Source organism: bacterium (assembly GCA_023150945.1).
Lineage (GTDB): Bacteria > Zhuqueibacterota > Zhuqueibacteria > Zhuqueibacterales > Zhuqueibacteraceae > Coneutiohabitans.
Genome location: JAKLJX010000024.1, coordinates 1 through 21,524, shown reverse-complemented (window position 1 = coordinate 21,524; position 21,524 = coordinate 1). Strand labels below are relative to the sequence as shown.

The window sequence follows — 21,524 nt, the reverse complement described above, 5'->3', positions numbered from 1 at the left end:
CCGGCCCAGTTCTCCTGGACCGAATGCTCACCGCCCGGCCTTGTGGGGAAAGGGAGAATTTGAAAACCGCATTGAACTGCTGAGGAAGATCTGATCGGGAATGGCTTCGGCTGCCATGATTTCGAGAATTTGCCGCGCTGATCGGGCGCCGAATCCGTAGCCCAGGTTGCCAGACTGCACACGAATCGAGCCGGACAATGCTTCGCGGTTGCGCTGGTCTTCCCAGGGTAGAACTGCAGGAGCAGACGGCGATCAGTGGCGTTCCAGGCCGTGGCCGCAGCCAAAGCGGCCGGGAATGGTCACCGGCAACTTGCCGGCTATTGCTGCCTCGCCCAGCAGGGCCCGCGCCATTGCGCCTTCCATCAATCTGCTGCCGCTGTAGGCACACAGGCTGGCAGCCATCGGCGGGAGGCGCTCGAACATGTAAGGATCACCCAAGGAGAGGGCAATGACCGGTTTCTGCCACTCACGCGCGGCCTGCAAAAACTGATGCGCCTGCGGCGGCACTTGCAGCTCACCCTTCCAGGCCCCCATGGTGAGGAATGCTGCAAAGAGCACGACATCTGCCTGCCGGCATCCGGCGAGTGCCTGCGCCAGCGTTGTTTCGTTCATTTCAGCGGACAGGCGAAAGGCCTCCACCGAGTGGCCGGCCGCTGCCAAGGTGCTGCTCAGATACTCGCCTTCAGTGGCAAGTGCTGAGTTGGACACCATACCCACCGCCAGCTTGAGTGCCGGGGAACTGCCCAGCGGCAAAAGCCGGCCGTCATCCTCCAGCAAAGTAATCGCGGCACTCGCTGCTTGCTCCGCGAGTTGCCGCGCGGCGCTGGTTTGTACGACTTCAGCCAGATTTTCGATGGCGACCGTGCGCTGCAGATGCAAACCCAAGCCGGCTTTGGCGGCAAGCACTCTGCGCGCTGCACTTTCGACCCGCGCCAGGGGCAATTCGCCCTGTTGCACGGCCTGCACCAGCCGGCGGTGGGCGGCGGCAATGTCCGCCGGAATCAGGAGCGCATCCACACCCGCCTGCGCGGCGAGCAGAGCTGCTTCCTCGGTGGAGTAGTAATCGGCGATGCCCTGCATGGTCAGCGCGTCGGTGACCACCAGTCCCTGAAATCCCAACTCTTCCCGGAGCAGGCCGGTCACAATTGGTTGCGAAAGCGTCGCGGGCCGGCAGGTGGCATCGATCTTGGGCAAGGCAATGTGTGCGGTCATGGCGGCTTTCACGCCGGCTTTGATCGCGGCTTTGAACGGCACCAATTCCACGGCATGCAGCCGCGCCGCGTCAAAGTCCAGCATCGGCAAGGCGACGTGCGTATCCGTGTCTGTATCACCCTGGCCGGGAAAATGCTTCATGGTGGCGATCAATCCCGCCGCCTGGCAGCCGGTGAGGTAGGCAGCGCCCAGCCGGGCGACGAGCGGCGGCTCTTCGCCGAACGAACGCACGTTGATGATCGGATTGCGTGGGTTGTTGCTGAGATCGAGCGCGGGCGAATTCGTCCAATGAATGCCCGCGGCGCGCGCTTCCAGTCCGGTGATCCGACCGATCTCGTAGGCCAGTTCCTCGCTGCGCGTTGCGCCGATTGCCATCATGCGCGGAAATTCCGTGCCCCCGCCGGAGAGGTAAGCCGGCAAATCCGGAGCGCGGCCGCGTGCCCGCCGCCAGGGTGCCGGAAACAGCGCACCCGTCTCCATGTCGGCATTCACCAGCAGCGGCAGCTTGGCCAGGCGTTGCAGTTCGTTGGTGATCAGCGCGACTTCCAGCAGCCCGCCGCCGGCCAGCACGATCCCGCCAAGATGTAGCTCGCGCAGCAGGCGGACGATGCGATGCCAATTCTCATGATCGTGGTTGGTGAACACTGCCGCAAAGTCGGCAATCAACATTTGGCCGACTTTTTCCTCCAGGCTCATTTGGGCGAGGGTGTGCTCGACCCACTCGTGATTGGTCTCCATCGAATGCATACCGTCTCTTTTTGATGAACGTGTGTGTGGCAGGGTGGGCGCAGCGGTCAGGCCTCGTCTTGCTCGAAATCGCGAATGCGCTTTTTGAGATCGTTCAACTGCTCGATGAGGCCGGCAATGTCCGGCGCGGGCGAGGGTTCATTCTGCCAGTAGGCCTTGCCCAATTCCTCCAGCAAGCGCGGCCGCAGGGCGTTGGCGGCGCGCGCCTCGTTCTTGAGCTGCTCGACCAGGAAAGGCACATCAACTTCCGGCCGCGCGGCGGATTCCAGTCCTTCCTTCTCCAAATCGTGCTCATATTGCCGCTTCTGCTGATGCAGATTTTCCAGCTCGACGCGGCGGCGCTCCAATTCGGCAATCACGCCGGTGATGCGCAGCTTGATGGGCTCGAGATCATCATGCTCATAACGTCCAGCGCAGGCTTTCCAGAATTCTTCGCCCACCGCCTCCGCCGCGGCCTGCAGCCGGCGGGCATCAGTGCTGTTTTGCGTGCGCAGTGCGAGGATTTCCATTTGCCGTTTGGACTTGTCCAGCACGCCGCCACTGGCCGCTTCCAGGCGGGCAATTTCGTTTTCGCGATCGGTGATGACGACCTGATACTGCAGGGCCTTCTCGAAGATCTGCTTCAAGGTGCCATCCGCCGCAAGGTGCGGTTGCAGGCACTTGAACGCAGTGCGGCCGATTTCACGATAATGCGCCTCCAGCGTATGCGTCGCGTGTTCGCGCTTCTGTTCCGCGGCGGCGATGCCGGCCACGGTTTTCTCCCATGCGATTTTGGCAAGATTCAACCGGCTGACCTTGCTTTCCAGTTCGGTGGCATCATGGCGGTTGCGATGCAATTTCAAAAAGGCGCGGCTGATGCTGTCCGCCTCGCTGGCCGGCGGCCGCGCGCTCATGGCATCATACACCAGATTGCCGATTTCGCGCAGCAGGCGGCGCTCTTCCTCTTTGCCCTCGGAGAATTGCTGAATCTCGCGATAACTCGGCAGCAGCTCGCGTTCGTATTTGCGATGCAGCTCGAGATCCGCGTACAGATCCGGAAAACGCTCCCGGCCGAATTCCACCAACTCGCTAAAACGCCTCACCAGCCCGGGCTGTGCCATGAGGATTTCGTTGCACCATTCGGCAAGGCCGTGGCGCTGGTCAGAAGCCTGATGCTCGATTTGGCTGGAATTGACGCGGCCGGCCAGCGCTGCTCCGGCGCAGAGCGTTTTCATTGCCTCCACCGCATCGATGAGCGAGAGCCCCAGCCCCAAACCGAGGCGGTCAGCGGTCAGGTGCGTGAGGCTGCGATAGTAATTCACCACCGGCCAGGCCAGCGGATTCCAGCGCGCCACGAGCAGTATCAGCCGGGTTAACGGCCAGCTCTGCCGGCGCACCCACTGCAATGCCAGCATCCGGCCAACGAGCCAGATCAATTGGCCGATCGGGGGCCGGTTGATCATCGCCGCCACCTGCGCCTGGCTCAGCACCAACACGCGCTGGCCACCGGTGGCCTGCCAGCGCGGCGGAGTCGCCTCCGCAGTAACGTAGATCGCAAAGGCCGGTGTGCCGGGCAGAACACGCGCCACCGCGTTTTTGATGTAGTGGATCTCAGGAAAATTTTCTTCGCTGGCGAGCACCGCGCCCGCTCGCAGCCGGGCATAGCGCACGCGCAGCCGCAGCCACACGATCGCGCCGATCACCAGCACGCCGGCGTAAACGGCCGCCAGCACGCGCGGGAAAGCGTAGGTGAGCGCGAGCAGGCCCGCAAAGGTGAGCACGCCGAGAACAACGCTGAGGCGATGAAACAGGTGCGCGCGGGGATGATGAAACGTCTGTGCTTCGATGCCGCGGTTGACGATGATCTTGGCGGGGGGAAACTTGCGTGACATTCTCGCTCCGGTTCGTCACAGCGGCCTTGCAATTGGGGAATTTTTTCGCAAGGTTGGGCGCCGCTTTGAACGAAATGATACGAAACAAGCTCTCAGTTGTCAAGCAGTTTGTCATGGCCTTGATCGGGCGTGGTCTTCACCTGCACGCGCGTCCGCGTTGGCGTGGCGTGCAACTTGGCTGTGCCGAACCAATGTCCGGAGGCGATGGATCATTTCGAAAACGTCCTGGAGGCAGGAGATGCGCGGTTTTGTCGCTTTCTTTTTGTCACTCTGCTCAATGACGAGCGCCCCGGCGCAGACGATCTCAAGTTTCCAGTCCCAGCTCAGCATTAGTTGGATCATGCAGGAAGCACACTGGCTGCAGGGCTGGCCGAAGCAGCCGTATTGGTCGGAGGACGGCCAAACGCTCTACTTCTGGTGGAATCCGCAGCGTACCGCGGCCGATTCGCTTTATCAAGTCAGCCGGCGCGGCGGAACTCCGACCAAAGTGCCGGCGGCAAACTACAAACTTCTATCGTCACCAACCGGGGTTTACAACCGGACCTATACCCGCAAGGTTTTCGAGCGCGAGGGCGACATTTTTCTCCACGATATCAAGGCCGGACGAATGCTGGCCGTGACCAACACCTCGGCAACGGAGAGCGCCCCACGTTTTTCCTTCAATGAAGATGCCGTGATCTATGTGGCCGATCGCAATCTCTTCACGTGGGAGATCGCCACCGGCCGGACCACGCAGCTCACCGATTTCCGTTCCGGCACCGCGCCGGAGGAAAAAGAGCGGAAGAGCGAGGCGCAAAAATATCTGGCCGCGCAAGAGCTGCGCTTGATGCAGACCCTGCGTGAGCGCAAAGACAAGGGCGAACAGGCCGAAGCGCAGAACAAATTGATCGACCTGGCGCGGCCCAAAACCATCTACCTCGGCGAGGCCGATGCGCAACAGCTTCAGCTTTCACCCGATGGCCGTTTCGTCACGTTGGTGTTGCAGCAGCCGGCAAAAAGTGAGGAAGCTGCGATCGTGCCGAACTACCTCACCGAAACCGGCTTCACCGAAGACATTCGCACGCGGGAAAAAGTCGGCGAGGCGCAGGCAATCTATCGCCTCGGCATCTGGGATATTTCCGCGGATACTCTGCGCATGGTTCAGCCTGACAGCCTGCCTGAGATTGCCGCCTCCCGTGATTTCACCACGGTCAAGAGCGCCGATTCCAGTTTGGCAACCAACCGCATGCCCCGGCCGGTGATGTGGCACGGCCCGTTTTGGAATGCCGCCGGTTCTGCCGCGTTCGTGGTGGTGACTTCGATGGACAACAAGGATCGCTGGATTGCCGAGTTCTCGCTGCCGGCCGGCAGCTTGCGGCCGCTTGATCATCAACATGATGCCGCATGGATTGGCGGGCCTGGCATTCATGGCCGCTGGTCGGCCGGCGCCGTGGGCTGGATGCCGGACCATGAACGCATCTGGTTCTGCTCCGAAGCAACCGGGTATTCCCAGCTCTACACAGTTCATCGCAAGACCGGCAGGCGGGAGGCGCTCACCCAGGGCGCTTTCGAAGTCTATTCGCCCTTCATCGCGCGCGATCGAAAACGCTGGTATTTCACCAGCAATGAAGTCCATCCCGGCGAGCGCCATTTCTACACCATGCCGATCAACGGCGGTCGCCGCACGCGCCTCACCGCGATGACGGGGCACAACGACGTTGCGCTCTCGCCGGATGGAACCATGCTGGCGCTGCGGCATTCGGCCGCCAACCAGCCGTGGGAGCTTTTTCTGCAACCTAATCAGCCCGGCGCCACTGCGCGGCGCCTGACTTTTTCCACGAGTGAAGAATTCAACCGGTATCGCTGGCGCGCACCGGAACTGGTCGTCTATTCCGCGCGTGACGGCCGCCAGGTTCGGGCGCGGTTATACCGGCCGCAACAAGCCAACGGCGCGGCAGTCATCTTTGTGCATGGCGCCGGTTATCTGCAAAATGCGCACAAAGGCTGGTCGAGTTATTTTCGCGAATATATGTTTCACAATCTGCTCGCGGATTTGGGCTATACCGTGCTCGATCCGGACTATCGCGCGAGTGCGGGCTACGGCCGCGACTGGCGCACGGCAATTTATCGTCACATGGGCGGCAAGGATCTTGACGATGTCGTTGACGGCGCAGCGTATCTCGTCGACGCGCTGGGGATTGATGCCGGGCGCATCGGCGTTTACGGCGGCAGCTACGGCGGGTTCATTACACTGATGGCAATGTTCACCGCGCCGAAGTCATTCGCCGCGGGCGCAGCGCTGCGGCCGGTGACGGATTGGGCGCATTACAACCACGGCTACACCGCCAACATTCTGAATATTCCAATCGCCGACTCCCTGGCCTATCAGCGCAGCTCACCGATCTACTTTGCCGCGGGTTTGCAGGGCGCGCTGTTGATCTGTCACGGCATGGTGGATGTCAACGTCCATTTTTAAGACACGGTGCGCCTGGCGCAGCGCTTGATCGAATTGGGCAAGGAGAATTGGGAAGTGGCGATCTATCCGATGGAGGATCACGCCTTCAAAGAGGTCAGTGCGTGGACGGATGAATACAAGCGGATTCTGAAGCTGTTCGAAGAAAACCTGGGCGGGAAGCAGGAGGGAGGAAAGTGAGCGGTGGCGGTGGGACTGCCGGATTTTGGCCTGAGCCATTATTCCGAAGCAGGCGCCACTTCCACGCCCGCGAAAATTTCCTGCACCGGCAGCTCAAAGCCGGGCAGCAGTTCCGGAGCGGTCAGCACGTCACGCACACTGTGTTTGCATGCGGGCTTGCAAGCCAGGACTTCGCGCGTGCTGCGAATGATCAACCAGACAATCTTCACACCTGCCTGGAGATGCTCTTCGACCTTTTCCATTACCTTGTCGAAGCTATCAACCGGGGAGAGGATTTCAATCGCCAAATCCGGCGCCATGGGCAAGTAGCGCCGCCGGCTCTGGGGAAGGCGATCATTAGTGACAAAGGAAATGTCCGGCGCACGGGAATCTCGTTTGAGTTCCTGATGAAGGCGATAATCGGCATTGCCGGAAAGCAGGCCAGCAGGATTATTCTCGAGATAGTTGCGAATCTTATATGCAACGTTTTCGTGGATGACGTCACGCTCAAAGTTCGACATTTTGTAAATAATCCTCCCATCATAAAGCTCGGCCGGATAGGGCAGTGACAGCCGCTCAAGCTCGTCGACGGTGACATCCGTTCGTCGCGCGATCGGGAGCTCAGTGCTGTCTGCCAATGCCTCGGCCGCTGCCGGTTTGCTCCTATTTACTGTCGAAATGGGATTCGCCATGGGTCTTCCGGAAGACAGGGTAGTGGAAGATGACTCGTAACGCACTCTGCTGGACTGCGGACGAACCAAGCCAAATAGAACCTCGCGGTCATACTGGTTTTTCAGAGCAGTGCTGATGAACAGCGCTCAATTGCAGAATCTCAAATCAAAAGATGCAAGCGCTCTTTTCCTCTAAAACACCAGTGCCAAACCGGCGGTTGGAATGTGCACGAACTCATACAGGTCGCTGAAGCGCATGTAAAGAACATCGTAATCGAACACCAGCGCCAGCCGGCTGCCCTGAATGAAAAGCTCGCCCTGCACTCCGCCGACGAAATTGACCTTCGTCTCATTGTGCTTTTGTTCGAGGCTGTTGCGTGCGCGCAGATGATACGCGCCCGCGCCCAAGCTGCCGTTGACAAAAAGCCGCTGCAGATGCAGGAGATTGTATTGCAGTTGCAGATTCACGTTGTAGACTTTGGAGCGCACCTCGTCGCGGCCCAGATCGAACTTGTCGCCGATATATAGCCCGGACAGCTTGAACTGCTGGCGCCGGCTCATTTGATGCGCATAGGTCAATTTGGCGGTGCGGCCGTATTGCAGCGCCAGCGCGTTCGAGCGAATGGTGTGAAAGTACTCGCTCTGCTGCGCGCGGGCCGCGGCGGGCAGGCACAGCAACAGGGCGGTCATCGCCGGCAGCAGACAACGCTGCACCGCACGCCGGGCCGTTCCCCGCGGGCAGGCCCGCTCCCGAGTGAAAGGCGACGTTCGCCTCGCCATTGCCCCTGTTTGATTCTTCATCTGCCTGCTGCCCTTATCGATTTCCCGGGTCATATTCTCCTCACGCATGATTCCAGCTTGCTCGCTTGCCCTCAATTGCAGGGGATTTTCACTTGCTTGACGATTTCTCCGGTCACGTTGCGGTTGCGCACGCGCAAGCGCACCGGATATTCGCCGCTGCGTTCATAGTTATGCCGAACGGTGGAAAGATTTGCCCCGCTCTGCATGTTGCCGTCGCCAAAATCCCATTCATAGTTGTCGATTTGATCGTTGGGGGGCGCGTTCGGATCGTAGCTGGTTGAGATGAAAGTCACATTACCGAGGTCACAGTCCTGCCAGATGAAATCGGCCACCGGCGGGGTGACCACGGTGACCTGCACCGATTCGGTGCTGGTGGCGCCGACGTTGTCGCGCACCGTGAGGCGCACGACATAGGGCGCATTGGGCGGGCTGTCGCGCAGATAGGTATAGGAGCCGCTGTCCGCTTGCGAGCTGGCGCCGTCACCAAAAGTGATGTCGTAGGAAACGATCTCGCCATCACGGTCGCGGCTGCCGCGGGCATTGTAGATGATCGCCAGCGGCGCGCTGCCGACGGTGGGCGTGACGCTCAACGCCGCCACCGGCGGTTGATTGAAAGTGGTCACGACTTGATCCAGGCTGTCGGCCGCGCCTTCATCGTCCTTGATGATCAAGCGCACGGTGTAGGAGCCTGATCGCAAATAGTCATGATGGATGGTGCTCGAGCGCGATGTCACCGGGCTGCTGTTGTCCCCGAACGACCAGACATAAGTGGCGATAGCGCCGTCCCGGTCGGTGCTGCTGCTGGCGTCGAAATCAACGCCGTAAGGCGGATTCTGTTCGCCGCCGACTTGCGCACGAAAGCGCACCAATGGTTTCAAGTTCTCAAAGAAGGTGGTGGAAGCCAGCTTGACCTCGGAGTCCTTCACGCCGTCGCTGATCTGCAGTTGCAGATCAACAATGCCGGATTTCGCCGGCACCAGAAAGATTTCATCATTGAGCTGGGGCGGGAGGTCGAACGCAAGCCCGTCCGCGCTCGGGTTGCTGAAGTGATTGCTCACCAGACGGCCGCTGCCGGCCACGAATTTGAAGGTTGCGCGCAGGGCGCGGCTCTTGTTGCGCAATTCCGCATCTTCGTATTGCAGCGCGATGGCATAGGCCTCGTCCGGCCGGTATTTCAAGGAATCGCCGCTGGCGCGCAGCCGCGGATCGGGCAGCGTCACATCGGGCTTGAAGGCAAAATTGCGAATCGCCGGGGCGGTGTTGTTGGCGGAAAACGGATCCTTGTGCGACTCGCACGACCACAAGGCAAACAGCGCCAGCCAGCTCGCGGCGACGATCGCCATCCCGTGACCCGCGAGCAGACGGCGGTTAGAAAATGTTGGTAAGCTGCGCATAGAACTCCAAACCCTCCTCCAAGGTGGTGACTTCCTGATTGAACGGTGTGACTTCCTGATCGGCAGCGTAGCGGCCGACAATCGGAATGCCGGAGGCTAGGCTGCGCAATTCATCCAAAACGACTTTGCGGGTCTTGTCATCGAGCGGCGTGTAGGGAATGCCGGGCAGCCGCTTGAGATCATACGCGCGGCCGGTGCAGGAACGTGTCACGCCGTTGATGCGAATTTCGCGAAACTGGATTTCGACGCGGCTGTTTTGCAGAGTCGCCACGCCCAGCAATTGCGCCCGCCGCGGAATTTCGACGCTGCCCCACTGGCCCTCGCTGATCACCCGCGCCAGCACCAGGCTGTTGTTCGTCACCGGCGTCTGATCCGGCAGCATCACTTTGAGCAGCACCGACTGCAGACCCAGCGCGCTGGTGGTCGAAAGCTGATTCGACTCCAGTGTGCTGTGTACGATCATGCTGCGGCCGCTGCTCCCCACGGTCAACGGTGCGCTGGGAAATTCTTGCGCGGCCGGTGCAGTTGACGGCGCCACCCGTTGCGCGGCCGGTGCCGCGGTTTGCGTTTGCTCGCGCTGCGGCGTCATCACCAGCGTGCGCTCTTCCGGCCGCGTCGCCGGAATTATCGGCGGCGGTTCGTTCGGCTTGTAGTAATCACCCAGCGAAATCGTATCGAGCTTGATAATGTCATAGCTGAGCTGCTGTTGCGGCAGGCTGGGCCGCGCGGCAAACGGCGTGGCCATGGGCTTCTTGGCGTTGGCATTGCTCTGATAAAGCACCAGCACAAACAGCACGAACACGATGAACCCTGCCACGCTCACCAGCATCACCATTTGCGGTTTCAGCCGGCGCTGGCCCTGGCGCGTCTCAAAGAAAATTCTCTCCAAATTCACGGTGTCTCTCCACTTGGTATCCTTCCGCCGCCTGCGGTTTACGTCGACGGCAGCGGCGGGTGCATGCTTTGACGGCGCGGGCGCCGGCTCACTCGACAAACGAGCCGGGCACTTTGAGCACCAAATCACGCCGGCCGCTTTCCTCGGTGCATTTGATCTCGACATCACTGCGATCGCTGAAACCGTGCTTGTCGAACACGAACAGCATGCGGGTGGTGCTGTTCGGCTCGACGCGCGGCGTGTAGGCCTCCTGCAGCGGCTCCAGCTCTTCTTCTTTCACCCGTTTCTTGAACAACAACAGCGAACGCGCATTTTCCACCAGACGAAAGCGCACGAAACCGATATCATACGGAATGCGCGAATTGTTCACCAGTGTGCCGATCACAAACAGTTTTTCTTCGATCATCGACATGTGATCAACCGCAAACACCACACCCGAGTTGACCACGCTGTAGGTGTAAGGCCGCGGCGTCTTGAGGTAGGAGGCCAGCATCGCTCTGCTCTTCTGCGAGAGGTCTTTCAAGTTCGGCGATTTCGCCGCCGCACTTTTCGCAGCCGGAGCTTCTGTCGTTTCGCCGGCGTGCGAAGTGCCGTTCCGGGCGCCGCTGGCCACACTCGCCGGCGGCGCGGTGGGCTGTAGCCGCACCTCCAAGTCCGGCCGGTCGGAAACCTGTAACAGCAAATTGTAGGAATCCGGTCCCGCCTTGATGAACATATTCGTGCTGCCCTGGCTGACCACCGGTTTCACCAAAATGTAATTGCCCGCGCTTTGCGTGGTGAATTGCTCGGGATTGCCCACCGTCACCAATTCCGGCGGCACCGGGCAGACAATCACCGTGGCAAAACCCGGCTTGACGCGCACTGCGCTCGGCGCTTGCGCGGGCGCGGTTTGCGCAAGCAGGAACAGGCTGGCGGCAAAGAGATTGAACGTTTTCATGTCTTTTCTTGCGTGTAATTGATGATGCGAAGGCCAAAAGGATTCGCTTCCGTTCGGTTGACGACATTGATGGTCAGGGTGAAACGCAGGGGAATCGGCGGCTGCCCGGGAAAAACCTGCTGGCCCGCGACATAAGCGCTGAACGGATCGCCCTGCGACACCCGAATCTCCTCAACATTAAACTTCACTGTGCCCGGAGTGTTCTGCACTATTTTGGGAATCTCCGAGGTTTTGATGGTGTTGTACATCAGCACTTCCAGTTCGGTCGAGCACATCTGCAAGGCGCTTTTGATGCGCTCGTTGAAATTCTCGCGGTTGAACTCCAGCAGATTCTTGGCAAAAGTCAGGGCGAACTGCCGCACCTCGTGCACCGAGCGCGCCTCGCCGTAGGGCGTGGTGGCATAGGCATAGCCCTCTTTCACCAAAAACGTCTCCACCGGCCGCGTGAAGCCCAGATACGCCATGAAGGCCAGCAGCAGATTCACGCCGATCAGCAGCAACACCAGCCGCTTGAGAAAGATGTTGCTCTTGATCAGCTCGCCGTAGAATTCGTAATACTCGGGAGTGGTTCGCATGGCGCATCTCAATGGTTGGGTGAATGAATTCGCCGGATTGTGATTGCGTCGGATCAACCTCGATCAGCCCGGCCATGATCAGCTCGGCCGCAGAACCGCCACCGTTTGCCTTGCGAAAGTGACGTGTTTGCGGCCTTCGATTCTCTGACTCCTATCCGCTGCTGCCTGCCGGTTGCCGCGCGCCGGCAAACGGCCAGGTGGCAACCGGTGATTCCGGTTGCACCATCGAGGCGGCTGCGGCTTGGGCCGCCTGCGCCGCCGGGCTGCTGGTCATGGTTTGCGCGCCGGTGATGATCGTATCGCCGGTGCGCGTCGCCACGTTGTGGCTGATGGTGCTCGAATAAGCCTTGACGTTCTTCCACACCGTCGAGATCACCAGGCCGGCAGTCAAGCCCGTGCCGTAGCTGCCGAGATCCGCGCTCGCCGACGCCAGCTTGAAAATGCCCGCCGAGAGTTTGGGAATCAGCACGATCGTGATCGCGATCAGCACGCCCAGAATGAAGGTGTCCCATAATACGCCCTTATCGCCCGCGGCCACCGCCTGTTGAAACGCGCCGGCACTGGTGATGGTTTTCACCAGGCGAAACAAAATCGCCACCAGCACCGACCAGAAGTTGACCGAGCAGAAATTCGAGAGCCAAACCTTGAACACGTCATGAAACTGCGGGAACAGCGAGAGCACGATCGCCACCGGCCCGAGCAGGTAGAAGAAGATCTGGACCAGCACTTGAATGATCACGAAAATCTCATACACGATCATCACCAGCAGGTACGACAAGGAAGACAACGACTCCAGGCTCAGGATGTTGAAAAGCGAGAGCTTCAGCCCGCCGCTGCCGTCGCCGAAAAACGCGCCGAGATATTCCGCCATGAGATTGTCCGACTCCAGGTCGAAAATCGCGCGCGCCAGCAGCACGAACAGCTTCCCCAGCCAGACCGCCCAGATTTTGTAGGTCGCCAGCCCGATGGCGCTGAAGGCGATGAACAGCAGGTGATAGAAGTGATCGCCGCCCTCCTGGCCGCTGCTCATCCGCATCACCACCGCCAGAAAGTAGAAGATCATGCCGACCGTGAAAATATAGGTCGAGATCGTGACGATGTAGTCCACTAGCTGGTGGACCGAATCAAAGAAAACCGGACTGAAGAAGATTTCGAGCATAGTCTGTCGTCGCCCCTTCCCGGGCGCTTTCATGTTGTTCTGCGCTCGCGCCTGAAGGCGCAACTACAAACTCACTGCGAGCGCGAACTGCCAATATCAAAAAAACCGTAGCGGATTTTCGAAGTCTTGTTCACCTGCGACTTGAGCGTCTGCCAATCGACTTTCTTGCTGAGGAAATCGAGTTTGCGGTCGAACATGCCCAGTTCGTTGGTGTGCGCTTCTTCCGAGTATTTCAGATATTTTTCATAATAGGAATTGGAGAACTCGCGCAGCTTCACCGCTTCCAGCAGGAGCTGGGTGCGCTCGGCCTCGGTGAATTTGTTTTTGTTGCTGATCACCTGGCGCTGCAACTCCACCGCCATCGAATCATAGGTCTTGGCCAGCACCTGGCTCTTCATGGCATATTCCAGCAGGGCCTTGGCAAACGCTTCCTGGCCCAGCAGCGCGTTGTGCCGCCGGGTTTCGAGATCGGTGGGAATCTCTTCTCTTTGCGTGGACAGCGCGAAGCTGTTGTAGGTGCGCTCCAGCTCGCGGGCATTGCCGATCAACGATTCCACGCCCAGCGCGGATTGGGAAACGTCGGTGGCCGTGCCCGGCAACCAATAGTTCACGCGATCGCCGTTGATGATGAAATTCGAAACCGCATAGGAATTGCTCAAATCCAGATTCTCGATGGCGCGCATGTCGTTGTACAGGCTTTGTGTGAATTCGATATCGTTGCGCAGCAGAGTGTAGGTGTCGTAGAATTGCTTGAGCTGCTGTACCATCTGCGCGGTTTGCCGGCGCTGCTCCTGCAAGCCGAGATTGTGCTTCACCGAAATTTCGCGCAGCGTGCTCAAAATCAAGCTGGTGTTGGGATCCCAAAACTGGGCATGTGCCAAGCTTGGAATCAAAGGCAAAAGAATGATCACGCAAAGCCGCAAAGGCGCAAAGTTTCCGCGAAGAAAACCTTTGCGTGTTCTCTGCGTCTCCGCGTCTCTGCGTGAGCGCTGTTCTGTCATTGATGATGTGATCATGTTGTTTGGCATAAGCAATCACAATAAATACGGTGACAATTCCTGATCCTTTTCGTACGCAATCTCTTTGATCGCCTTGATCAAGTTGCCCTGATGCTTCTTCAGCTTGCCTTCCAGCAAATTGTTCTCTTGCCGGTCAGTCGTGAAGAGATAATGATCATACGTACTCATGTCCGCGCGCAGAACCGTGATGCGGCCGTCGCGGTCCAGCAGAAACTCGCCGCGCTGCAGACTGGAAATCAACGCCAGTTCGCGTTCGCCATAGCCGAAGGCGCGTGCCAGCGTGTCCATCTGCTTCGGTTTGTGCGCCAGAATAAAGTGATTGAGCGCGTTGTCCTTGATCGGCGCGGAAAAGCTCACGGAATCGATGTCTTCGATTGATTGCGAAATCGCGAAAATGCCGGCGCCCATTTTGCGCGCGGTGCGGAACAGCTCGACCACGAGATGGCCGATGGTCGAATTGTCATCCAACACTTTCCACAACTCGTCCGCAAAAATGACTTTGTGATGCGCCAGGTTGCGTTCCATCAGATCCCACAACAAGCCGGTGATGATGATCGCGATGATGCCCTGCAAATCCGGATGGGTTTCGAGTCCCTTCAAGTCGAAGCAGACTAAGTCCTCGCGAATGTCGATCATATCATCGGCGCACAGGAAGCGGCTGTACTCGCCATGGGTGTAGATATACATCTTGCGGCTGAGCAGCTTGACATCGACGTAACCGTCGGGATCGACTTGCTGGCTGAAGAAATCGACGAAGGTTTTGAGATTGCGCACGCCGGTGAACTCGGTGAGATACTTTTCGATCGCCTTGCTGATGAACGCCTGCTCGACTTTCGAAATCGAAGTTTGCTCGCGTTCCAAAATCAGTTTCTCGATGAAGGCGCGCAGAAAGAGTTGCTTCTTCGTATCGACCACGCCCTCGTTTTTCACCAGCGCGAAGGGATTGAGCGGAATGGGATGATCGACGTTCAGCTCGACGTAGCGGCCGTTGAGCAGCTTGATCATTTTCTTGTAGCTGCCGCCCATGTCGCCCACGCCGCCGACATCCAACCCGAAGACTTTCACGCCCTGTTCGAGCAATTGCAGCAGCATGGCCTGCATCAAATAGCTCTTGCCGGTGCCGGTGGGGCCGACGATGATGCTGTTCCACGAATTCAAATTTTGATCGAAATAATCGAACAGCAGCGGTTCGTTGTTGCGATTCTTCATCAGCACGCCGCGATGATAGCCGCGGTTGAAGTTGGTGAGGTTGATGAACTGCGCCGCGTTCGAGGTTTTTACCACCAGCCGGTGGTAATTCTCCGCGCTGTTGCCCGGCAGGGTGCCGATAAAGATGGGCAGCGCGTCGATGGTCTCGAGCACGGCCTGCGCCTTGTCCACCGCCGCAAACGCGAGCTGGGTTTGATTGATCTTTTGCTTCAGGCGCTCGAGATCGTCGTCGTGCACCAGCACGTTCAGGCTGATGGTGGCCAGGCGCTTGTGTTGCGTGTAGATTTCATCCATCAGCTCGTTCAACTCGCGAAAGCGGATCTCGCTCTTGCGGCCTTCGCGCTGGCGCGAGAACGACATGATGAAACGCGAGAAATTGAGGCGGCGCTGCAGCCGCGCCGTTTCCTTCTCCATGTCGAGATTTTGCGTCGAAAACACCACCCGGTGTGGAAACGCCAGGTTGTGCAACAGCGGAAACAGATAGGGCAGGGGAATGCCGTTGAACGTGATATGATCGCGCGTCACCTCCGGCAGCAGGCTGAGCGACAGGCAGGCGAGGTATTGCGTGCCGAGGCGCAGCAGGCCCTTGTCCACCGCATAGTCCGTGGCGATCAGCTCGTTGTTGGTGGCTTTGCCGCGCACCGTGCCGCTGAATTCCTCCGCGGAGAGATTGATGGCGCGATAAAGCACGGTGGCGAGATCGTGGTTGCGCAAGCGCCGCAGCTTGATGCCCGTGCCTTCGCAGGCGGCCTGCAGCGTCTTCAAAGCATTGTTCTTCTCCGCCACCAGGCGTTCGTGCTCCGCGCGCAGCCGCGTTTTGATGCTCGCGCTCGCGGCGAAGATGTTGTAGGGCGTGCGCAGGTTCCGGCCCGCGTCGAAATCGACGAACAGATGCTGGTGGCACATCAAATACTTGAAATAGCCGTAGTATTTGTGGCGCTGCTGCTTGAAGAAATCGAGCGTGGGGTCCTCGGTGAAGACGAAATCGGCGCGATAGGGGAAATAGTCGAAGTTCGAGATGAATTGCAGATTGACGTCTTCATCGACGGCATTCAGCACGTTTTCGAGATTGGCGCAGAGCCTGGCATAGTCGCCGGCGGACAGGCTCATGTTGTCGAGGGCGAGAATCTCGAAGCCGGCGACCAGATTGCCGTTTTTCTTGACAATGAAGTCGTCCAAGATTTCGAGATAGGGCAGGTATTGCGCCAACGCTGGACGGTGATGCCAAGCCTGCCGCTCTGTGAGTTTGGTTGCTGCCATGCAGTCTTGATTCGCGTGATTCGGGTGCTCCAGCTTCATTTCCTACTCCTACTCCTACTCCTACTCCTACTCCTACTCCTACTCTTACTCTTACTCTTACTCTTACTCTTACTCGCTTTTCAAATTCCTCAAAGCGAGTAGGAGTAAGAGTAAGAGTAAGAGTAAGAGTAAGAGTGAGAGCATGGGCATGAGATTGAGCAGAAGCACCTTAGTTGTTCCGTTCCAAATTCTTCCGCAGATAATCGTGCTCCTCCAGCCGGAAGCCGGAAAGCTGCTTGGGCCAGATGAAGTGAAAGCTGATGAACGATACCAGGCCGTGATCGAAGCCCGACAGCCGGTTGCTGAAACGCAACAGGGCATAGACGAAAATGTCGATCACGAAGGCGAACAGCAGGTTGATTTCCATCAGCGTGAAAAACGGCGCGAGCACGATGGGCACGGCCAGCAGGATGATGGCCTCGATCGGGCTGACGCCCGCGAGCTGGCTGTGCGATTGGATTTCACGATAGCATTTTTCGGTCATGGCGAAGTCTGTTTTACCACCTTCCCGCACAAACGCAGCCCCTGCCCCTTGTGGGCGGCTGGTGGAACAATGAAATTTCGTGTTCCATCAATGCCCCACAAGGGGGCAGGACTACGACGAACTCGCGAAGTAATTTCTTGACGATCACTTAGCGCCTTCGTGGTTGGGTTCTTATTCTGTTCGAACTAAAACGACACATTGGCGCCAGGCACGAACGACACCAGAGCAGAGACGATGGCCTTGGAGCCGAAAATAACGATAGCTGCCAGCGCCACGCCAATGAGCTGTTTCTTGGCTTTCTCATGCCGGCCGCCGTCCGCGCTGGCCATGTTGAGGCCGGCGATGATCAACGCGATGACCATAACTGGCGAGGCCAGGATCAACAGCGCATTGGTCAGTTGATTGAGGGCTTGAATGATGGTTTGCATAGTTTCCTCCTTGAAAGGTGCCGAAGGTGGATGTGAAGAGTTGATGCTATTTGATCACCAATATTTTTCGTTGCTGTACCAATCGTTGGCTCGAACCGGCCGGCGCTACCTCCATTCGGCAAAGATAAATTCCGGCGGCGACCGAGTGTTGATTTAAATCCCGGCCGTTCCAGCTTGCTTGAAACACGCCTGCGGTTTTTGTTTCTGTAACGAGCACGGCTACCGCACGGCCCAGCACATCATAAACCGCCATGCTCACATAAGCGGGGCGCGACAATGTATAGGGTAATGTCGTTGTTTGGCCGCTGGCTCCTTCTACGCGAAAGGGATTGGGGTAATTTTGCCGTAAGTTGAATTCCAATGGCAAACTCTCTTGCTGTTCTTCGACGCCCACCAACTGCCCGGTGACCCGCTGCCAGGTTTGGCCGCCGTTTGAAGTTTTTAGGATTACTCCATGCTCACCGACTGCCCAGCCATTGTGATTGTCATTGAAATCGATGCCAAATAAATTGGTGTTCGCTATTCGTATTTGACGACGCCACGTATTTCCGCCATCTGTTGTTGCAATGATGCCAGCATCATCAAAACTGCCAGCGTCCGTGCCGGCAATCCAACCATGGGCTGAGTCAATAAAGAAAACGACACCGGCGCCAATCTCTCTTTGCGGTGTTGTGGCTCGGAGTCTCCAGGTTTGACCCCCATCTTGACTGAACAAAACGTCCGGAGAAAAACCAACGACCCATCCAACACTGGCGCTCGTGAAATGGATTGAAAGCAATTTACTTTGCCCTGACAACATCGTTTGCCAAGTAGCACCGCCATTGGTTGTCTTAAGGATCGTTGATAAGCGTCCGACAGCCCATCCGGTATCGGCATCAAAGAAGAATAAATTCTCAAGACTGTTGGTGGTTTGTGAATCTTGAATTTGCCATGCTTCGCCGCCGTCAGTGGTTTTGGCAATAAAGCCGTTTGCGCCTACGGCCCAGCCAATTTGAGGGTTTACAAAGAACACATCTTGCAATGTGGGCCCGTTAAGCGGAAGACGAAGCCATTTCCTGCCGCCATTCGTTGTCTTGCGGGTCACGCCATATTCCCCAACCACCCAACCGACGTTTTTGTCGATAAAATGAACAGCCGTGAACGTTCTTGCCGAATTGATTTGTTGTGTCCAGTTCTCTCCACCATCGATCGTGCGCAATATTGTTCCATTACCGCCAACAACGATGACTGTGGAAGTATCCAGCACCGCAACATCGTAAAGACCACTATTTGTCGGTTGTGCTGCAAGCACGTGCAAAAGCGCTGTTGGCAAAAGGCGCAATGCCATCCGCAAGGATAATGTCTTCATGGTAAACCTCCTGTTGTGAAGTAATCTCCTGAACAAGCTACTGTTGTGGCAAATTGCGAGTGCCGATCCAGATTCCGTTGCCCGTCGTTATCAAAAGAAGTTTGTTGTGTGTCGCTGCCCCGGCCGGCACAAATGCCATGGAAACGCCGTTGGCAAATTTGAGTTTATTGGCCTCTATTAGCGATTGGGCTTGTTTTGCCCACGTCGCGCCGCCATTCGTGCTTTTGTACAACCCCATCAGCTTGTAATTGTCAACTCCCTTGAGGCCGTGTCGATAAGTAACCGCCCAAAAATCATTGCCCGGATCTTCCGGGTCTTCGACGATGCCGCCAATGCTGATTAGTGAATCAGCCTGGCCGGTTGGCCCGCCAATCACCCAGTCCCATTCGCCCGGCGGATCACTCTTGCGCCAGCGTATCAAACCGCCGTAATAACCCAGTGAGAAATCGGATCCCATACTGACGCCGGCAAAAACATAATCTTCGGTGACAAGTAATGAATGAACCTCGGCAGTCACACTATCGTAACCGGTGCTGATTTGGGCGGTTTTGTTGAAACGAGAATCGATCACTTCGATTACGGTATCCACCGCAACAGTGTCGGCGGCGATACGATCGAGGATAATTTTGAATACCCCGCCTGCGGGCCAACTGCGGGCAGCATAAAGCGTATCATTGCCGCCGGGGTCGAACATCAGGCGCGAAAAATTATACACGCTGATTTTGCGGTTAGCGTTAGCGATGTTTTCTTCATCGATGACATCGCTCAAGTCCAATTCGACAAATTTTTCACTTGTATCACTGATGGCCTTTCCCCCAAAAATGCCCTCGCCCTGCACAGCGCAATAGACCCGCTCGGAATCTGAATTTGCTCCAATTTTGTCAAACACGAAAGCGGGGATCGCACCACTGGGTAAATTCCTGAAATTTTCTAGATTTTCCGCTTGGCCTCCCCCAATGATCTCCCAATCTGCTTCGCCGCCTTTGCCGCCATCCCATTTTGCCTTCAATAATTCACCAAAGCGTTCACTTACATTCGGGTTTCTCTTCACTGCTGCAGAGGCGAGAACCATCAAAGTATCGGCGAACTTGCGCACGGCGACGTGGTGAACTGTTTGCGTGCTGTTGCTATCGCCATAATCAACCGTCCATAAAGAATCATCTCGTAATCTCCGTTGCGACCAGGTTTGGCCGCCGTTCATGCTGCGCAACAAACCGTTATCCGTTGTGCCTACAAAAACGATATTGGAATTGTCCGGGTCAAAAGCGAACAAGCCAATGCTGAATACCTCGTCCATTCCAATGGTCTGGTAAGTGCTGTCGCCGTCGGCATCCAGTCCCTTGCTCTTGGTGAAAATCTGTGCATACTCGCGGGTATCATCCGGCTCGCTCTCTGCCGGCGCTTTGATCGGGCCATAGCCCCATGCGCCGTAAACATCGCCGTTATCCGCCACGGTGAAACTGCCGAAACGCAGGTCAACGTCACTCTCCCGATAGCCGTTGTGTACGTTGGAGTTTTTGTCGGCAATTTGAACCACCGAGCCATCGACGCTCACTCCCAGCCACGACATGTTTTTGCGTGAGATAAAGGTTTCATAATCGTTCATGGTGCTGCCGGGTTTTGCGCTGATATTCTCCAACCGGTTCAAATCCGAAGAAGTTTTCGTCCACGTGGTGCTGTGCAAAACATCGACATTGCGATACAGACCGCCGGGATGAGAACCACTGCCAGCCGGGTCATAGCGCGTCACGAAAGCCACAACGGAATCACTGGCAGTTGTCTCCGGCAGCAGAACCAGTCCGCGCAAACTATCCAAACTTGCACTGATCTTGGTGAACGTCACGGCCACAGGAGTTGCTGCCTCGAACATATTCTTACTGAGATAAATGCCGCGATTCGTGGTGACAAAGGTATACGTCGTATCATTATATTCGTAGAAATCGAGATCATAAACAATCTCTTTGCTCGAAGTTGTATTGTCTATCGGCACCAACTCGAAGCTGTCCGGTTCAACAGAAGTATTGGTGGAGCGCAGCACTGCGCTCATGCCGAAACGTCGATCACGCACGTCACCGATGCCGGCGAGAATCTCCAAGCCCGTCACGTCATAGGGGTTTTCACGAATCACGCCAATCCACGGATAAAGGCTATCTTCATCAGCAATGCTATCCGGCGATGCCGGCATGACGGCGCCTTTCCATGTGTTGTTGCTGTTTCTCCACAAATAGATGCCTTCAACCGTTCCTGCGATTATACGTCGCGTGCCGGTTGGGCGAAAAGCGAGGCTGGTGGTGTATCGCGCCAACGTGTTCTTTTCCAAGGAGGCTTCATAAAACAACATTTCCCAGCTCACGCCCTTGTCGGACGAACGATAAACGCCGGATACGTCGGTGGCAAGATAGAGCACGGGATTGCCGCCTTGAGCATAATTGTCGAACGGGTCAATGCGAATTTCCATGCAAAAACCGCCGCCGCCAATGGAGGAATTCTGCCATTGAAATTGATCAATAGGAGGAACGTATTGCTGTGCAAAACTCATGGCAACAAAGAAAAGATTTGACCAACCGAACGACTGATTGCTTAAAAGCTTTTTCATAATCCCTCCATTTTTTGTCAAGTACTCCACGGGCTAGAGTGTTTGCTCGTAAGACTTCTCAAATCACCCGCTGTTGAGTTGCAGTCAAAACAAAAAGCCCTTACTTCTATATCTCATATATCTCAGAGGTTGCGACCAGCTTCTCACTCTTTCTCCCCTCAAAACTCAACGGCCTGTCAAATTTGAAATACCCCGTCTTCAATATCGCCAGCACGCGCGGCTGGCGGATGAACGCCAGGCAGCGGCCAACTTCGAGGTGTTTGAGCAG

General features: G+C 57.1%; 17 protein-coding genes. 2 read left to right on the top strand and 15 right to left on the bottom strand.

Annotation, left to right across the window (positions count from 1 at the left end; genetic code table 11):
• Window positions 1–252 precede the first annotated feature (252 nt).
• Complete coding sequence (locus tag L6R21_23225) at window positions 253–1,959, bottom strand: glycoside hydrolase family 3 protein (GenBank protein ID MCK6562124.1); 1,707 nt, start codon at window positions 1,957–1,959, stop codon at window positions 253–255.
• A 47-nt stretch (window positions 1,960–2,006) separates the two neighbouring features.
• On the bottom strand, window positions 2,007–3,830 hold the full coding sequence (locus L6R21_23220; GenBank protein ID MCK6562123.1) for a hypothetical protein: 1,824 nt from the start codon (window positions 3,828–3,830) through the stop codon (window positions 2,007–2,009).
• Window positions 3,831–4,170: 340 nt separating this feature from the next.
• Between L6R21_23220 and L6R21_23215 the strand changes: the two genes are divergently transcribed.
• Window positions 4,171–6,285, top strand: a complete 2,115-nt coding sequence (locus tag L6R21_23215; GenBank protein ID MCK6562122.1) for a prolyl oligopeptidase family serine peptidase — start codon at window positions 4,171–4,173, stop codon at window positions 6,283–6,285.
• A 24-nt stretch (window positions 6,286–6,309) separates the two neighbouring features.
• Window positions 6,310–6,462: a hypothetical protein gene (locus L6R21_23210; protein MCK6562121.1), complete on the top strand. Its 153-nt coding sequence runs from the start codon at window positions 6,310–6,312 to the stop codon at window positions 6,460–6,462.
• Window positions 6,463–6,500: 38 nt separating this feature from the next.
• On the opposite strand, the gene L6R21_23205 is transcribed toward L6R21_23210, so the two are convergent.
• The 13 genes from L6R21_23205 to L6R21_23145 all read right to left on the bottom strand — a co-directional run bounded on the left by L6R21_23205 (window position 6,501) and on the right by L6R21_23145 (window position 21,256).
• Window positions 6,501–7,133: a Uma2 family endonuclease gene (locus L6R21_23205; protein MCK6562120.1), complete on the bottom strand. Its 633-nt coding sequence runs from the start codon at window positions 7,131–7,133 to the stop codon at window positions 6,501–6,503.
• Window positions 7,134–7,304: 171 nt separating this feature from the next.
• Complete coding sequence (locus L6R21_23200; GenBank protein MCK6562119.1) at window positions 7,305–7,892, bottom strand: hypothetical protein; 588 nt, start codon at window positions 7,890–7,892, stop codon at window positions 7,305–7,307.
• A gap of 92 nt (window positions 7,893–7,984) precedes the next feature.
• Window positions 7,985–9,307, bottom strand: a complete 1,323-nt coding sequence (locus L6R21_23195; GenBank protein ID MCK6562118.1) for a PKD domain-containing protein — start codon at window positions 9,305–9,307, stop codon at window positions 7,985–7,987.
• The gene (locus tag L6R21_23190) at window positions 9,282–10,202 is read right to left on the bottom strand and encodes a hypothetical protein (protein MCK6562117.1); all 921 of its coding nucleotides are present in this window, start codon (window positions 10,200–10,202) and stop codon (window positions 9,282–9,284) included. The genes L6R21_23195 and L6R21_23190 overlap by 26 nt, the downstream gene beginning before the upstream one ends.
• Before the next feature lie 88 nt (window positions 10,203–10,290).
• The gene (locus tag L6R21_23185) at window positions 10,291–11,139 is read right to left on the bottom strand and encodes a DUF4138 domain-containing protein (GenBank protein ID MCK6562116.1); all 849 of its coding nucleotides are present in this window, start codon (window positions 11,137–11,139) and stop codon (window positions 10,291–10,293) included.
• The gene (locus L6R21_23180) at window positions 11,136–11,714 is read right to left on the bottom strand and encodes a hypothetical protein (GenBank protein ID MCK6562115.1); all 579 of its coding nucleotides are present in this window, start codon (window positions 11,712–11,714) and stop codon (window positions 11,136–11,138) included. Before L6R21_23180 ends, L6R21_23185 begins: the two co-directional genes overlap by 4 nt.
• 151 nt (window positions 11,715–11,865) lie before the next feature.
• Window positions 11,866–12,906 (bottom strand): hypothetical protein, encoded by a 1,041-nt coding sequence (locus L6R21_23175; protein ID MCK6562114.1) that lies wholly within the window; start codon window positions 12,904–12,906, stop codon window positions 11,866–11,868.
• A gap of 38 nt (window positions 12,907–12,944) precedes the next feature.
• Complete coding sequence (locus L6R21_23170) at window positions 12,945–13,754, bottom strand: hypothetical protein (GenBank protein ID MCK6562113.1); 810 nt, start codon at window positions 13,752–13,754, stop codon at window positions 12,945–12,947.
• A gap of 153 nt (window positions 13,755–13,907) precedes the next feature.
• The gene (locus tag L6R21_23165) at window positions 13,908–16,400 is read right to left on the bottom strand and encodes an ATP-binding protein (protein ID MCK6562112.1); all 2,493 of its coding nucleotides are present in this window, start codon (window positions 16,398–16,400) and stop codon (window positions 13,908–13,910) included.
• A 169-nt stretch (window positions 16,401–16,569) separates the two neighbouring features.
• On the bottom strand, window positions 16,570–16,884 hold the full coding sequence (locus L6R21_23160; GenBank protein ID MCK6562111.1) for a hypothetical protein: 315 nt from the start codon (window positions 16,882–16,884) through the stop codon (window positions 16,570–16,572).
• A 185-nt stretch (window positions 16,885–17,069) separates the two neighbouring features.
• The gene (locus L6R21_23155) at window positions 17,070–17,312 is read right to left on the bottom strand and encodes a TrbC/VirB2 family protein (GenBank protein MCK6562110.1); all 243 of its coding nucleotides are present in this window, start codon (window positions 17,310–17,312) and stop codon (window positions 17,070–17,072) included.
• 46 nt (window positions 17,313–17,358) lie between these two features.
• A complete protein-coding gene (locus L6R21_23150; protein ID MCK6562109.1) occupies window positions 17,359–18,660 on the bottom strand; it encodes a YCF48-related protein in 1,302 nt (433 codons plus the stop codon).
• Window positions 18,661–18,697: 37 nt separating this feature from the next.
• Window positions 18,698–21,256, bottom strand: coding sequence for a hypothetical protein (locus L6R21_23145; GenBank protein ID MCK6562108.1), 2,559 nt, complete (start codon window positions 21,254–21,256; stop codon window positions 18,698–18,700).
• Window positions 21,257–21,524: the final 268 nt, after the last annotated feature.